Origin of the sequence: Paraburkholderia phymatum STM815 (assembly GCF_000020045.1) — a bacterium.
Taxonomy (GTDB): Bacteria; Pseudomonadota; Gammaproteobacteria; order Burkholderiales; family Burkholderiaceae; genus Paraburkholderia; species Paraburkholderia phymatum.
Map to the genome: position 1 here is coordinate 1816208 of NC_010622.1, position 14551 is coordinate 1830758.

General features: G+C 65.5%; 13 protein-coding genes. 4 read left to right on the top strand and 9 right to left on the bottom strand.

The genetic code is table 11. The features are described 5' to 3' along the window. Positions 1-24: 24 nt before the first annotated feature. From BPHY_RS08155 to iolB, 4 genes are read left to right on the top strand one after another with little or no spacing between them, the layout of a single operon-like run. Positions 25-2037 carry a bifunctional 5-dehydro-2-deoxygluconokinase/5-dehydro-2-deoxyphosphogluconate aldolase gene (locus tag BPHY_RS08155; RefSeq protein WP_012400992.1) on the top strand — a complete coding sequence of 671 codons (2013 nt, stop codon included), beginning with the start codon at positions 25-27 and terminating at the stop codon, positions 2035-2037. Then, entirely contained in the window at positions 2034-3983 is a 1950-nt protein-coding gene (iolD, locus tag BPHY_RS08160) for a 3D-(3,5/4)-trihydroxycyclohexane-1,2-dione acylhydrolase (decyclizing) (RefSeq protein ID WP_012400993.1), read from the top strand. Before BPHY_RS08155 ends, iolD begins: the two co-directional genes overlap by 4 nt. Before the next feature lie 10 nt (positions 3984-3993). Next, a complete protein-coding gene (gene iolE / locus BPHY_RS08165) occupies positions 3994-4914 on the top strand; it encodes a myo-inosose-2 dehydratase (protein WP_012400994.1) in 921 nt (306 codons plus the stop codon). Next, a complete protein-coding gene (gene iolB, locus BPHY_RS08170) occupies positions 4911-5717 on the top strand; it encodes a 5-deoxy-glucuronate isomerase (protein WP_012400995.1) in 807 nt (268 codons plus the stop codon). The genes iolE and iolB overlap by 4 nt, the downstream gene beginning before the upstream one ends. Here the strand turns inward: iolB and BPHY_RS41660 are convergent. From BPHY_RS41660 to BPHY_RS08210, 9 genes are all read right to left on the bottom strand, one after another. Further along, the gene (locus BPHY_RS41660) at positions 5707-5928 is read right to left on the bottom strand and encodes a hypothetical protein (RefSeq protein WP_157686519.1); all 222 of its coding nucleotides are present in this window, start codon (positions 5926-5928) and stop codon (positions 5707-5709) included. The two genes, iolB and BPHY_RS41660, sit on opposite strands and share 11 nt — an antisense overlap. A 711-nt stretch (positions 5929-6639) precedes the next feature. After that, on the bottom strand, positions 6640-7353 hold the full coding sequence (locus BPHY_RS08175) for an ABC transporter ATP-binding protein (protein ID WP_012400996.1): 714 nt from the start codon (positions 7351-7353) through the stop codon (positions 6640-6642). After that, complete coding sequence (locus tag BPHY_RS08180) at positions 7350-8120, bottom strand: ABC transporter ATP-binding protein (protein WP_012400997.1); 771 nt, start codon at positions 8118-8120, stop codon at positions 7350-7352. The genes BPHY_RS08175 and BPHY_RS08180 overlap by 4 nt, the downstream gene beginning before the upstream one ends. Next, positions 8117-9376, bottom strand: coding sequence for a branched-chain amino acid ABC transporter permease (locus BPHY_RS08185; protein WP_012400998.1), 1260 nt, complete (start codon positions 9374-9376; stop codon positions 8117-8119). The genes BPHY_RS08180 and BPHY_RS08185 overlap by 4 nt, the downstream gene beginning before the upstream one ends. Further along, positions 9369-10319 carry a branched-chain amino acid ABC transporter permease gene (locus BPHY_RS08190; RefSeq protein WP_012400999.1) on the bottom strand — a complete coding sequence of 317 codons (951 nt, stop codon included), beginning with the start codon at positions 10317-10319 and terminating at the stop codon, positions 9369-9371. Before BPHY_RS08190 ends, BPHY_RS08185 begins: the two co-directional genes overlap by 8 nt. 3 nt (positions 10320-10322) lie before the next feature. Continuing rightward, positions 10323-10775: an acyl-CoA thioesterase gene (locus tag BPHY_RS08195; protein WP_012401000.1), complete on the bottom strand. Its 453-nt coding sequence runs from the start codon at positions 10773-10775 to the stop codon at positions 10323-10325. 29 nt (positions 10776-10804) lie between these two features. Further along, the gene (locus BPHY_RS08200; protein ID WP_012401001.1) at positions 10805-11953 is read right to left on the bottom strand and encodes an iron-containing alcohol dehydrogenase; all 1149 of its coding nucleotides are present in this window, start codon (positions 11951-11953) and stop codon (positions 10805-10807) included. A gap of 72 nt (positions 11954-12025) precedes the next feature. Continuing rightward, the gene (locus BPHY_RS08205) at positions 12026-13057 is read right to left on the bottom strand and encodes a threonine aldolase family protein (RefSeq protein ID WP_012401002.1); all 1032 of its coding nucleotides are present in this window, start codon (positions 13055-13057) and stop codon (positions 12026-12028) included. Between the two features lie 201 nt (positions 13058-13258). Continuing rightward, the gene (locus tag BPHY_RS08210; RefSeq protein WP_012401003.1) at positions 13259-14488 is read right to left on the bottom strand and encodes a YbfB/YjiJ family MFS transporter; all 1230 of its coding nucleotides are present in this window, start codon (positions 14486-14488) and stop codon (positions 13259-13261) included. Positions 14489-14551 lie beyond the last annotated feature (63 nt).

Consider the following 14551-nt stretch of genomic DNA (forward strand, 5'->3'; position numbering starts at 1 on the left):
CGACAGCACACTCAGGACACACACATGGCTCTTTCCAGCACACCCACGCCTCGCGGCGCGAGCCGCTTCGCAGCCGGCCGTAGCCGCGACATCGTCTGCCTCGGCCGGCTTGCCGTCGATCTTTACGCGCAGCAGGTCGGCTCGCGTCTCGAAGACGTGGCGAGCTTCGCGAAGTATCTGGGCGGCTCGTCCGCGAACATCGCGTTTGGCTGCGCGCGGCTCGGCCTGAATGCGTCGATGCTCGCGCGCGTCGGCGACGATCACATGGGCCGCTTTCTCACCGAAACACTCACGAAGGAAGGCTGCGACGTCAGCCGCGTGCGCGTCGATCACCAGCGTCTGACGGCCCTCGTACTGCTCGGCCTCAAAGACCGCGACACCTTTCCGCTGATCTTCTATCGCGAGAACTGCGCGGACATGGCCGTCGACGAAAGCGACTTCGATGAGCAGTACATCGCTTCGTCGAAAGCGCTGCTGATTACAGGCACGCACTTCTCGACGGCGCAGGTGAACCGCACGAGCCGCCGCGCGCTGGAATACGCACGGCGCAACGACGTGCGCACCGTACTCGACATCGACTATCGGCCCGTGCTGTGGGGGCTCACGGGCAAGGCCGACGGCGAGACGCGCTTCGTCGCAAACGATGGCGTGAGCGCGCACATCCAGAGCATCCTGCCGCTGTTCGATCTCGTGATCGGCACGGAAGAAGAGTTTCGCATCGCGGGCGGCAAGAACTCGCTGATCGAATCGCTCGCGCAGGTGCGCCAGGTGACGCCCGCGACGCTCGTCGTCAAGCGCGGGCCGCTCGGCTGCCAGATCATCGAGGGCGACGTGCCCGCCTCAATCGGCGAGACGCCCGTTCATGGCGGCGTCGAAGTCGAGGTGCTGAACGTGCTCGGCGCGGGTGATGCATTCGCATCGGGCTTCCTGTCCGGCTGGCTGCGCGACGAGCCGCTCGAAGCGTGCGCGCGCACCGCGAACGCAAGCGGTGCGCTCGTCGTGTCGCGTCACGGCTGCGCACCCGCGATGCCGACGCCCGCCGAACTCGAATACTTCTTGCGCGAAGCCAAAGCGGACCCCGTGCGCATGCGCCGCCCCGACCGCGATGCGACGCTCGCACGCCTGCATCGCGTGACGCCCGCGCGGAAAACGTACGACGAAGTGCTCGGCTTCGCATTCGATCATCGCAATCAGTTCTTCGAGCTCGCGCAACAGACGGGCGCCGACCTCGCTCGCATTTCGACGCTGAAGAGCCTGTTCGTCGAAGCCGTCAAACAGACGGAACAGGCACTCGGCCTGCAAGGCAAAATTGCCGTGCTGATCGACGACCGCTACGGTCAGGATGCACTGAACGAAGCGACGGGCCGCGGCTGGTGGATCGGCCGCCCCGTTGAACTGCCGGGCTCGGTGCCGCTCGTGTTCGATCATGGCCGCTCGGTCGGCACGACGTTGACGAGCTGGCCGCGCGAGCACGTCGTGAAGTGCCTCGTGCAGTTCCATCCCGACGAGCCCATCGAACAGCGCATCGAGCAGGAAGCGCAGCTGCGCGCGCTCTACGATGCCGTGCAGGAATCCGGCCACGAACTGCTGCTCGAAGTGATTCCCCCGAAGCATCTGCCTGCTGGGCCCGACGTCGTATATCGCGCGTTGAAGCGGCTGTACAACATCGGCATCTATCCGGAATGGTGGAAGCTCGAACCGATGGATGCGTCGCAATGGCAGACCGTCGACGCACTGATCCAGGAGCGCGATCCCTATTGCCGTGGCGTCGTGCTGCTCGGCCTCTCTGCGCCTGTCGAGCAGATGATGGAAGGCTTTCGCGCAGCGGCGCATTCGAAGACCTGCAAAGGCTTCACGGTTGGCCGCACGATTTTTCATGAACCGAGCCACGCGTGGCTTGCAGGCGAGATCGGCGACGACGAAGTGATCGCACGCGTGCGCCGCACGTTCGAAACACTGATCCACTCGTGGCGTGAGCATCGTGGCGCATCGCATGCGGCAGGCTCGCGTCACGTTAATCGGGAGCAGGCGGCATGAACCAGCGCGCGTTGCATCATGATGTGACGACTCCATCCGACACGATCGCGCAGGTATGCGCCGATGGCACGATCCGTCTGACGGCGGCGCAGGCCGTCGTCCGTTATCTCGCCGCACAGCTCGTCGAGACGGAAGACGGCACGGGCACCGAGCCGCTATTCGGCGGCGTGTTCGCGATCTTCGGGCATGGCAATGTGGCGGGCCTCGGCGAAGCGCTCTATCAATATCGTCACGAATTGCCGACTTACCGTGCGCACAACGAACAGGCGATGGCGCACAGCGCGATCGCCTTCGCCAAGGCGCACTTCCGGCGGCGCATGATGGCGGTGACGACATCGATCGGTCCGGGCGCAACCAATCTCGTGACGGCGGCGGCGCTCGCGCATGTGAACCGCTTGCCCGTGCTGCTGCTGCCTGGCGATATCTTTGTGTCGCGCGCGCCGGACCCCGTGTTGCAGCAGGTGGAAGATTTCCACGACGGCGGCATCTCGGCGAACGACGCGTTCAAGCCCGTGTCGCGTTACTTCGATCGCATCGTGCATCCCGCGCAATTGCTCAACGCGCTGCCGCGCGCGCTGCGCGTGCTGACGGACGCCGCGCTGTGCGGCCCCGTCACGCTCGCACTGCCGCAGGACGTGCAGGCCACGGCCTACGACTACCCCGCGGATTTCTTCGAACCGCGCATCGTGAAGTTTCATGCGCCCCCGCCCGTCGAGCACGAACTCGACGATGCGCTGCTCGTGCTGCGCAACGCGAAGCGGCCGATGATCGTAGCAGGTGGCGGCGTGCTCTACGGCCGCTCCACGGATGCACTGAAGACATTCGCGTCAAAGCACGGCATTCCCGTTGCGGAAACGCAGGCGGGCAAGAGCGCGCTCGCGTGGGACGACCCGCTGAATCTCGGCTCGCTCGGCGTCACGGGCTCGCCGGGCGCCAATGAGATCGCTCACGAAGCCGATTGCGTGCTGGCCGTCGGCACGCGTCTGCAGGACTTCACGACGGGTTCGAACACGCTCTTCGCGCAGGCGCAGGTGATCGGCATCAATGCGAATGCGTTCGATGGTCTCAAGCATCGCGGCTGTATCGTGCAAGCCGATGCAAAGCTTGCACTCGAAGCCGTCGGCTCGCGGCTGGAAGGCTGGCAACCGGACAGCGCATGGACCGCGCGCGCGCAACAGCGTGCGAACGAATGGCGCGACATCGTGCACAGGCTCACGCACGCGCCTCAACACACGGCGGAAGGTCAAAGCGTGCTGCCGTACGACGCCGACGTAATCGGCGCCGTGCAGCGTTCCAGCGAACACTCGACCACCGACGACATCGTCGTCTGCGCGGCGGGCACGCTGCCCGCCGAACTGCACAAGCTATGGCGCGCAGCACGTCCGGGCGCGTATCACGTCGAGTATGGCTATTCGTGCATGGGCTACGAGATCGCAGGCGGCTTGGGCGCCAAGCTCGCACGGCCCGAGCGAGAGGTGATCGTGATGGTCGGCGACGGCAGCTATCTGATGATGAACAGTGAGATCGCGACCTCCGTGATGCTCGGCGCGAAGCTGATCGTCGTCGTGCTCGACAATCGCGGCTATGGCTGCATCAACCGCCTGCAGCAGGCATGCGGCGGCGCGCCGTTCAACAACATGTTCGACGACTGCATGCAGGGCACACCCGGCGCTGCGCATATCGACTTCGCCGCGCACGCGCGCGCGATGGGCGCGCAGGCCGAGCATGTCGCGAACGTGCAGGAACTCGAAGCCGCGATGCGGCGCGCGCGCGCCGCCGACCGCACGTATCTGGTGTGCATCGACACCGACGCCGCGCGCACCACGGACCAAGGCGGCTGGTGGTGGGAAGTCGCCGTGCCTGAAGTATCGCCGCGCGAAGGCGTGCGCCAGGCACGCGCCGATTACGAAGCGCACACGAATGCGCGTGGCAGGAACAACGAGTGAGGAAGCGCACATGAGTCAGTTCGAAGTACGCATCGGCATCAATCCGCTGTCGTGGATGAACGACGATCTGCCGTCGCTCGGCGGCGAGACGCCCCTCGATGTCGCGCTCACGGAAGGGCGCGACATCGGTTATCAGGGGTTCGAGCTCGGCAACAAGTTTCCGCGCGAGCCCGAAGCGTTGAAGCAGCTCTTCGCACGGTACGATCTCTCGCTCGTCTCGGGCTGGTATTCGGGGCGGGTCGCGGATTTCAGCCGCAGCATCGAGGACGAGTGCAAGGCCGCCGATGCGCATCTGGAACTGCTCGCAAAGAACGGCGCGACCGTGATGGTGTACGGCGAAGTGCACAACACGATTCAGGGCTCGCCCTTGCCGCTGTATCAACGGCCGCGTTTTTACTCGGACGAGCAATGGCACACGTACGCAAAGCGGCTGAATGAATTTGCACGCTATACGTTGAGCAAGGGCGTGCGGGTTGCGTATCACCATCATATGGGCGCATATGTCGAGACGCCCGCCGACGTTGACCGGCTGATGGCTTTGACGAGCGGCGACGTGGGCCTGCTGTTCGACGCGGGGCACATCACGTTCGCGGGCGGTGACGCGCCCAGCGTGTTGAACCGGCACATCGGCCGCGTGTGCCATGTGCATTGCAAGGACGTTCGCCCTGCCGTGATGAAGCTCGCGCGCAATCGCAACTGGAGCTTTCTCGACGCGGTGATCGCCGGCGCGTTCACGGTGCCGGGCGACGGCGCCGTCGATTTCCCGGCCATCATCGATACGTTGAAACGCCACGGCTATCGCGGCTGGCTCGTCGTCGAGGCGGAGCAGGACCCGGCCGTCGCGCCGTCGTATGCTTATGCGCAGAAGGGGTATCGTACGTTGCGCACGCTCGTCGATGCACCCCTCGATGTCGCACAGGAGGCAGCATGAGTTTGCTTGTGAAAGCGACGCGCGAAGGACAGACGATCGCGCGTGTCACGCCCGAATCGGCGGGCTGGAGATATGTCGGTTTCGCTGCGTACAGGATGGAACCGAATGAAGTTGTGCATGTGCTGGAAGCGTCGCGCGAGGTGTGCATCGTGGTGATGGCGGGTGCCGTCGATATCGAAACGGATGCGCAGACGTGGACCGCTCTCGGCTCGCGCGACAGTGTGTTCGAGGACAGTGCGCCCGTGGCTGTGTATTTGCCGCCGAATACGCGTGCGACGGTGCGCGCGAACCGTTTTGCGGAAGTTGGTGTGGCCAGTGCACCTGGAAAGGGCGAGTATCCGGCGCGGTTGATCGAGCCTTCGCAGATGAAACGCTCGGTGCGCGGCAAGGGCGCGAATACGCGGTATGTATGCGATATTCTTCCGCAGACCGAGCCGGCAGAATCGTTGCTGGTTGTCGAGGTACGCACGCCGGGCGGGCATTCGTCGAGTTATCCGCCGCATAAGCACGATACGAACAATATTCCGGCGGAGAGCTTTCTGGAAGAGACGTACTATCATCGGCTGAATCCGCCGCAAGGGTTTGCGTTTCAGCGTGTGTATACGGATGAGCGCGATATCGATGAGTCTCTTGCTGTTGAGGATCACGACGTCGTGATGGTGCCGAGGGGATATCACCCTGTTGTTGTTCCTTACGGGTACGACTCGTATTACCTCAATGTCATGGCGGGGCCGACCAGGACCTGGCATTTCAAGAACGATCCTAAGCATGAGTGGATCATAGAGAGGGATGCTAAAAGTTAGGTTTTTTTGCCTGCGACGCCAGTCGCCGGTATTGCCTGCGGCGCGGCGTTGCCTGTTTTGGTTTTTTGCTTTTGCTTTTGTATTTGCTGGCATCCGCGGTTTGCTTCTGGTTGGCCAGTGTTGCCCCTGTGCGAGGCGGCACTTTCTTTGCCGCGGCAAAGAAAGTAAGCAAAGAAAGCCGCTCACACCGCCAATCCTTGTTCTTACCCACGGGCCCTCAACGTCCCCGTCCTGTATGCGGCAACGCCCTGCCGTGCGCGCGTTGCCAGCGCCTTGAACTGCCGCCTCACCCGCTCCGGTCATCCGTAGTGCAGCCAGCGGCAGCGAATCGTCCGCGCCGCCCAGGTGGCGAACTGTGTGTCGGCGGTCGCGCCGCATGCGTTGCCGATCCTACGACACCATCCCCGCTTTTCAGTCCGGAGTGGTTCACTTCCATCGCGACGGCCGACACACAGTTTGCCACCTGGGCGGCCGTGGACTTCCAGAAAACGCAATCTGTGACGCGGGAGGGCGAAGCGGGTGAGGCGTTAGTTAGCACGCTGGCAACGCACTTGAACTAGCGCGTTGCCGCGAGAAGGACGGGGACGTTGAGAGCCCGTGGGTAATGACACGGGCTGGCGGTGTGAGCGGCTTTCTTTTGCCTACTTTTCTTTGCCGCGGCAAAGAAAAGTAGGTGCCGCCCCGCACAGGGGCAACACTGGCCAACCAGAAGCAAACCGCAGATGCCAGCGACAGCAAAAATCACCTTGATTCGCGTCACTGCGCACATCCGGGGATGGACTTAGGCGTTTCGTGATCCTTAACGAAGGCAATGCAGAGCTGTTTTCACCGCGAACACGCGCCGCAAAGGCTTAGCGCACGGTGCTTCGCGAAGCAAAGATCGATTGGATCAAACAGCGGCCAGAGAGGACGCGCTGCGCGATCAGCCCACGCCGAGCCATTCCTGAATCACATCGGCGCGACCGCGGAACGATTGCAGCGTGCCGTCGAACACGATTTCACCGTGCCCCATCACGGCGATCCGGCTCGCAATGCGATCCGCGATTACGAGCCGCTGCTCGATCAGCAGCAGCGCGACGCCGCGCCCGCGCAATAGTTTCAGCGCCTCGGCGAGTTGCGTGACGACCTGACCCGCGAGCCCCTCCGCCGGTTCATCGATCACAACGAGATCGGGATCGCCCAGCAGCGCGCGCGCGACGCACAGCATCTGCTGCTCGCCGCCCGACAACGCACCCGCCTTCGTGTGCGCACGCTCGCGCAACACAGGAAACAGCGTGTAGGCATCGTCGAGCGAGAAGCGGGCAGCGCGCTTCACGTCGCGCGGCCTGGTGCCCAGCAGCAGGTTTTCGCGCACGCTGAGCGTCGGGAACACGTCGCGCTGTTCCGGCACATAGCCGATGCCGAGTCGCGCGATTTCAAAGGTGCGCAGCTCCGCCAGCGATTTCCCCGAAAACTTCATCCCGCCCTGCGTGCGCACCATGCCCATGATCGCCTTCGCGAGCGTCGAACGTCCCGAACCATTGCGGCCAGCGAGCGCAACGGCCTCGCCCGCTTCAATCCGCAAGTTCACGCCATGCAGCGCCTGGCTCGCGCCATACCATGCACGCAGATCGCGAATCTCCAGCAGAGAGCTCATCGCGCGGCTCCCTGCATCGAATCGCCTGTGTCGCCGAGATAAGCAGCGCGCACGGCGGGATCGGCGCGGATCGCGTCCGGTGTGCCCGTCGCGATCACTTCGCCCTGCACGAGCACGCTGATGCGATCCGCGAGACCGAACACGACGTCCATATCGTGCTCGACCATCAGCAGCGTGCGGCCTGCCGTGGCATCGCGGATCAGTTCGACAGCTCGTGCGGCCTCGGCGCGGTTCATGCCCGCCGTCGGTTCGTCGAGCAGCAGCGTATGCGCGCCGCTCGCGAGCGCGAGCCCAAGATCGAGCGCGCGTTGCTCCGCGTAACTCAACGTGCCCGCCATCACGTCGCGCCGCGCGCCCAGCCCGACCGACTCCAGCACGGCCTCGGCTTGCCCGTCGGCTTCGAGGGTCGTCGTATAACGCTGCCACCAGCGCATGCGGTCCCGGTTCGCAATTTGCGCGGCACAGCGCAGGTTGTCGAGCACGCTGAGCTTCGCGAAGAAACGCGTCGTCTGGAAACTGCGAGCGAGTCCACGACGGCAGATGGCGGCGGGCGCGAGCCGCGTAATGTCGGCGCCGTATAGTTCGATGCGCCCCGCACTCGGCCTCGCCGCACCCGCGATCAGATTGAAGAGCGTCGACTTGCCCGCGCCGTTCGGACCGATCAGCGCGTGTCGCTCATGCGGTTCGACATACAGATCGACGCCGCGCAGAACGCGCGTCGCGCCGAAGCGCTTGTGAAGGCGCCGCACGGCAATCGCGGGGATCATTCGCCCACTCCCGCTCGGACATCCGCGATGAGCGCGCCCGCCAGGCGCGTCGCAGCGTTCATCGTCAACCAGCCGATGGCGGCCAGACACAGCACGGCCACCGCGATCCACGCAGCGTTCATCGACGCAAAAAAACTCGTGCGCTCCTGCGTGCCGAAACGCTGTGCGTACGCCCATTGCACCGCGAGCACGATGGCAAGCGACCACGCGCACGCGCCCGCCATGCGGCAGGCGAACCACGGCAGATAGCCACGCCAGCCGTCACGCGCGATTCGCCCGGTCTCGCGCCGCAGCCATCCCGCGATACCGTCCGGCGACATCATCACGACGGCCATGAAGAACAGCCCGAGATACAGCAGCCACGCACGCGTAACACTCGCCACGACGACGCTGAAAAACACCAGCACCACGGCGCCCGCGACCGGCCCGAAAAACGCCCCGCTTCCGCCGATCACCGTCGCGACCAGCACCGAGCCCGAGCGCAGCATGCCGACGCTTTCCGTCGACACCAGTTCGACATTGATCAGCCCGAGCGTGCCCGCGATGCCCGCAAAAAACGACGACCACACGACCACCTCATAACGCACACGCCGCGGATAGCACCCGATGGCCGCCGCGCGCACAGGATTGTCGCGCACGGCATTCGCGAGCCGCATGAACGGCGTGCGCGACAGCGCGTACATCGCGATCACGGCGAGCGCACACCAGAGCGCGATCAACGCATACGCTTCGCGCGCGGGGCCGAACGTGAAGCCGGGCAGCGCGATGCCCGCCGTGCGGTCGATCGCGACGCCCGCTTCGCCGCCGAACCAGTCCGGCAGAGTCCAGGCAGCCGCCGCGACGAGTTCGCCGATGCCGAGCGTGATCATCGCGAAGGCCGTCCCCGAGCGGCGTGTCGCGACGAGGCCGTACAACGCGCCGAACAGCGCGCCGCCGATGCCGCCCAGCAGCGGCAGTAAGGGCAGCGGCAGCCCGAAGCGATTGAACAGCTGCGCGGCGATCAGCGCACCGATGCCCGACGAAGCGGCATGCCCGAACGACAGCAGCCCCGCGCCGCCCAGCAGCAGGTTGTAAGACAGCGCGAACACGATCATCGCGGCCGTCTGCGCGAGCCACGCGACGAGCCAGCTTTGCGTCGAGACGCACGGCGGCACGACTAGCAGCACACCCAACGCGGCCCACGGCAGCGCCGCCCGCCATGTCGACACGTGGCGCGCAGCGGGCAGCGTGGGGCGCACGTCGATGTCGTCACGCATCGTCGTCGCGCTGCCCGAAGAAGCCGCGTGCACGCACGGCGAGCATCGCGACGAGCAGCAGATACGGCATGAGCGGCGCGAGTTGTGCGAGCGTCAGCGCGCTCCACGCGGCAGGCAGCGAACGGCCCATGTCACCGCCAAGATCGCCGAGCAGCTCGCCGAGCGACATATCCGTCGCGACCGCGAAGGTCTGCAGGCAGCCGATCACGAGCGACGCTGCAAGCGCGCCGCCCAACGACCCCAGTCCACCGATCACGACCACGACGAACACGACCGATCCCACCGATTCGGCCATCGCCGGTTCGACGACGAACAAGGGCGCGCCGATCACGCCCGCGAGCGCGGCGAACGCCGTGCCCGCCGCGAAGACCCAGGTGAACACGCTCGGCACATCATGGCCGAGCGCTTCGACGGCTTGCGGATGCGTCAACGCCGCGCGCACGATCAGCCCCGTTTTCGACACCCGCAGCACGGCGGCCAGCATGGCCAGCATCGCGACCGCGACGGCCATCATAAACCCGCGATAGCGCGAAAACGCGAGGCCGTAGACCTCGAACAACGGACCCTCGAGGGCGGCCGGCACGGCGACGCTCAACGCCTGCAAGCCCCATACGAGCTTGACGCCTTCGCCGATCAGATAGGCCGCGCCGAACGTCAGCAGCAGTTCCGCCAGATGTCCGTGCGGCCGCACGCGCCGCAGCAGCCACCGTTCGAGCGCCGCGCCCATCAGCCCGACGGCGAGCGGCGCGATCACGAGTGCCCACCAGAAACCCGCGCGCGCCGCGACGGAAAAACCGACATACGCGCCGAGCATGTAGAAGCTCGCGTGTGCGAAGTTCAGCACGCCGAGCATGCTGAAAATCAGCGTCAATCCCGCCGATAGCATGAACAGCAGCAAGCCGTAGCTCACACCGTTCAGCGCGTCGATCACGAACGGCTGCACGCGTCAGTCCGCCCGCGCGGCTTGCACGACGAGCGGCTCGAGCGCGGCGCGCAGCGCGTCGGACAGCGCGACCGGGCGGCGCGTCTCGCGATCCACGTAGACGTGCACGAAATGACCTTGCGCAGCAGGTTGAGCGTCGCCTTCCATGAACAGCCCCACTTCGTAGCGCACGCTCGATGCGCCGAGGCGCACCACGCGCAGCCCCGCATCGATACGATCCGGAAACACGATGGGCGCGAAGTAGTTGCACTGCGTTTCGACGACGAGACCGATCGTCGTGCTGTGTTCGATATCGAGTGCGCCCGTGCGAATCAGATACTCGTTCACGACCGTGTCGAAGTAGCTGTAATAGACGACGTTGTTCACGTGGCCGTAGATATCGTTGTCCATCCAGCGCGTACCGATGCAAAGAAAGTGCGGGTAAGCCGTGCGCGGCGCGGGAGCAGGTTTGTTCATGTCTCGTTCGGTTGAAGAAGGTGCGGCGCCTACATGGACTCCTGTAGCATGCGCCGGTAATCGTCGGCCGTCGCTTCGCGCGGATTCGTCTTGTGGCAATGATCGGCGAGCGCGCCCTTGATCACCTTGTCGAACGCGCTTTCGTCGACGCCCATTTTCCGCAGACCCGTCGGCAACCCAAGCCGCGCCGTCATGTCGTGCAGCGCCAGCGCGAGATCGGCATGCTCGGGCAGATTCATCACGCGGCGCATGCGCGCATAACGGCGATTCGCGACAACCGTCTCCGCGCTTTCGTTGAAGCGCAGCACGGCGGGCAGCACGACGGCGTTCAGCGTGCCGTGATGCAGCGACGTGCGACCATTGACGGGCACGCCGCCGAGCGGATGCGACAGCGAATGCACGCAGCCGAGCCCTTTCTGGAAGGCCATCGCGCCCTGCATCGACGCGCTCATCATGTTCAGGCGCGCGTCGCGGTGCCCGCCGTCGTGCGTCGCGAGTTCGATGTTGGCCCATGCACGCTCCAGGCCGTCGAGCGCGATGCCGTCGGCTGGCGGATTGAACGACGGCGCGAGAAACGTTTCGATGCAATGCGCGATCGCGTCCATGCCGGTGGCGGCCGTGAGCATCGGCGGCAGGCCGAGCGTGAGCCCGGGGTCGCAGATCGCCGCCTTCGGCAGTAGATGCCACGAGTGGAAGCCCAGCTTGCGGCCATCGTTCAGGATCACGATCGCGCCGCGCGCCACTTCGCTGCCCGTGCCCGCCGTCGTCGGAATCGCGATCAGCGGCGCGGCCTTGTCGGTGATCTTCGCGCTGCCGCCTTCGATCGTCGCGTAGTCCGTCATCGCGCCCGGATGCGTCGCCATGATCGCAACGCCTTTGGCCAGATCGATCGACGAGCCGCCGCCAATCGCGACCAGCCCGTCGCAGCGCTCGTCGCGGTAGCGCTGCACGGCCGCCATCACCATCGCTTCCGTCGGGTTCGACGGCGTGTCGTCGAAGATGGGCACGTCGCGCATGGGCAACGCGTCGATCGCCTGTCGCGCGACGCCCGCCGCCATCACGCCCTTATCCGTTACGACGAGCGGCCGCTTGATGCCCGCCCGCTCGCATTCGGCGGGCAATTGCGCGAGCGCATCGTAACCGAGATGAATGTGCGTCAGATAGTAGATGTAGGCCATGCCGATGCGTCTCCTTTCTTTGGCTACCGGTCGCGGATCACCTGGACGGCGAAGCGCACAGGTGCGTCTGCCTCAAGCTGCGCACAGTGCGCGCACGTCGGCGACGAAGCGCTCGACCGTTTCGGGCTGCGTGTCCCACGCGCACATCAGCCGGCAGCCGCCCGCGCCGATGAACTCGTAGAATTTCCAGCCTTGCGTGCGCATCGCCTTCGCGACGTGGGGCGGCAGTTGCGCGAACACGGCATTCGACTCCGTCGGGAACATGATGCTCACGCCCGGAATCTGCGCGAGCCGCGACTCCAGCAGCTTCGCCATCGCGTTGGCGTGACGCGCGTTGCGCAGCCACACGTCGTTGTCGAGCAAGCCGAGCCACGGCGCGGAAATGAAGCGCATCTTCGACGCGAGCTGGCCCGCCTGCTTCAGGCGATACGCAAAGTCGTCGGCGAGCGTGCGGTCGAAGAACACCACCGCTTCGCCGACGGGCAAGCCGTTCTTCGTGCCGCCGAAGCACAGCACGTCGACGCCTGCACGCCAGGTGATCTCGGATGGATGCACGTCGAGCGCGGCGACCGCGTTCGCAAAGCGCGCGCCGTCCATGTGCACTGTCAGATGACGGCGCTTGGCGATAGCCGCAATCGCGCGAATGTCCTCGACGCTGTAGACGGTGCCCACTTCCGTCGATTGCGTGAGCGTAACGACTTTGGGCTTCGGGTAGTGAATGTCCGCGCGGCGCGTGACGACGGCTTCGATCGCGTCCGGCGTGAGCTTGCCGCCGATGCCCGGCGCCGTCAGCAGCTTCGAGCCATTCGAGAAAAACTCCGGGCCGCCGCATTCGTCCGTTTCGATATGCGCGAGTTCGTGGCAGATCACCGAGTGATACGACTGGCACAGCGACGCGAGCGCGAGCGAGTTGGCCGCGGTGCCGTTGAAGACGAAGAATACTTCGCAGTCGGTCTGGAACAGATTGCGCAGGCGGTCGCAGACCTGCTGTGTCCATGAGTCGTCGCCATAGGCCGGTTCGTGACCGCTGTGGTTGGCGGCGATCAGCGCTTCGAGCGCCTCGGGGCAGATGCCGGCGTAGTTGTCCGACGCGAAATGTTGCATGGCAGGCGGCGCGCCCGGCGATGGGCCCGCGGGAATGACTGGAAAGCGGACATTTTAGTGCGGAGGGTGGTGAATGTGTTTCTCGAAGCTGGGCGCGGCGCGTGGGATTGGCGGATCGCTCGATTGCGCGGGCTTGGCGAAGCGCCGCGAAGCTGTTTGCTCTGCGTCGTCGCGCGCGATCTTTGACGGCCGACGTTTTGCCTAGCCGCGCGGCGCGGGACGCATCCGCGTTACGGCGACGAGTCCCACCGCGCCTGCCACTAGCGCAATTGCCGCCAGCCACAGCGCCGGCGTGAACGAGCCGGTGTGCGCAGCAATCGGCGCGGCGACGAGCGGGCCCGCGATCTGTCCGAGACCATACGCTGCCGTCGCGTAGCCCATCAGGCCTGCCGCGTTGTTGCCATGTAGCCGGCGCGCTTCGCGCATCGCGAAGAGCGTGATCGCTGTGAACGGCAAACCGATCAGCGCGCTGCCGAGCGCAAAGCCGCCCGCCGTCGGCGACACGATGCCCGCGAGGATGCCCAATGCCTGCACCACATAGCAGCCCGCCAGCAGCGTGCGATTGTCCCAATGCGGCGGCAGACGCGCGCCCGCCAGCGCGCCGGCCACCAGCGCACCGCCGAACATCGGCCAGAACAGATCCGGCCACGGCGAATCGACGGGCAACGCAGCGCGGGCGATCACAGGCAGGAACGTCGCGGTAATGATGTAGCCGAAGCCGGGCACGGCATAGAGAGCGATCAGCCAGAAGGCATCCGCGCGATGCAGGTGCGCGTGAACGGGCGGCGATGCACCGCGAGCGTCTGCATGAGTGATCGTGCTTGCCGTCGCCTGCACCGTCGACGCCGTCCCCAACGTGCGCCATACGAGCGCCGCGAGCACGGCCGACACGAGGCCGAAGCCGATCCAGCCCGCCGTCGCACCGACCCCGCCCGCCGCGCTGACCAGCAGCCCCGTCGCCGCGATGCCGAAGCCCGGGCCCGTATAGATCACGCCGCCCCATTCGTTCGCACCCAGTTCGGCGAGGCGCCGCAAACCCCATTGCGACGCGAACACGAACGTCCACGCGCTCACCGCGCCCGCGACGAAGCGCACCACGGCCCAGACCCAGAACTGATGTGTCATGCCCATCGCGAGCACCAGCAGCACCGTCGACGCGAGGCCCGTTTTCACGACCCGCGCCGCATCCACGCGCAGCGCCACGCAGCCGATTGCGCCGAGGAAATAGCCCGCGTAATTGAGCGAAGCGAGCCAGCCGCCGTGTCTGATGTCCAGCTCGCCGCTTTGCAACATCAGCGGCAATAGCGGCGTGAAGGCGAACCGCCCGACGCCAAGTGCGACGGCAAGCGTCGCCATGCAGGCAAGTGCGGCGCGGCGGGCATCGCCAGGGGAATCTGGGCGATCGAAGGTGCGGGAGGCGAGATCGTTCATCGAAATAGAGGAGCGACAGAGTGCTTTCACGCTGCATCCTAGCTTGACCCATATATCTCGTAA

Excerpts from the sequence above, each read along its gene's own strand:
- BPHY_RS08155 (WP_012400992.1), top strand. The coding sequence starts at position 25 with ATGGCTCTTTCCAGCACACCCACGCCTCGCGGCGCGAGCCGCTTCGCA.
- iolD (WP_012400993.1), top strand. The coding sequence starts at position 2,034 with ATGAACCAGCGCGCGTTGCATCATGATGTGACGACTCCATCCGACACG.
- iolE (WP_012400994.1), top strand. The coding sequence starts at position 3,994 with ATGAGTCAGTTCGAAGTACGCATCGGCATCAATCCGCTGTCGTGGATG.
- iolB (WP_012400995.1), top strand. The coding sequence starts at position 4,911 with ATGAGTTTGCTTGTGAAAGCGACGCGCGAAGGACAGACGATCGCGCGT.
- BPHY_RS08175 (WP_012400996.1), bottom strand. The coding sequence starts at position 7,353 with ATGAGCTCTCTGCTGGAGATTCGCGATCTGCGTGCATGGTATGGCGCG.
- BPHY_RS08180 (WP_012400997.1), bottom strand. The coding sequence starts at position 8,120 with ATGATCCCCGCGATTGCCGTGCGGCGCCTTCACAAGCGCTTCGGCGCG.
- BPHY_RS08185 (WP_012400998.1), bottom strand. The coding sequence starts at position 9,376 with ATGCGTGACGACATCGACGTGCGCCCCACGCTGCCCGCTGCGCGCCAC.
- BPHY_RS08195 (WP_012401000.1), bottom strand. The coding sequence starts at position 10,775 with ATGAACAAACCTGCTCCCGCGCCGCGCACGGCTTACCCGCACTTTCTT.
- BPHY_RS08200 (WP_012401001.1), bottom strand. The coding sequence starts at position 11,953 with ATGGCCTACATCTACTATCTGACGCACATTCATCTCGGTTACGATGCG.
- BPHY_RS08205 (WP_012401002.1), bottom strand. The coding sequence starts at position 13,057 with ATGCAACATTTCGCGTCGGACAACTACGCCGGCATCTGCCCCGAGGCG.
- BPHY_RS08210 (WP_012401003.1), bottom strand. The coding sequence starts at position 14,488 with ATGAACGATCTCGCCTCCCGCACCTTCGATCGCCCAGATTCCCCTGGC.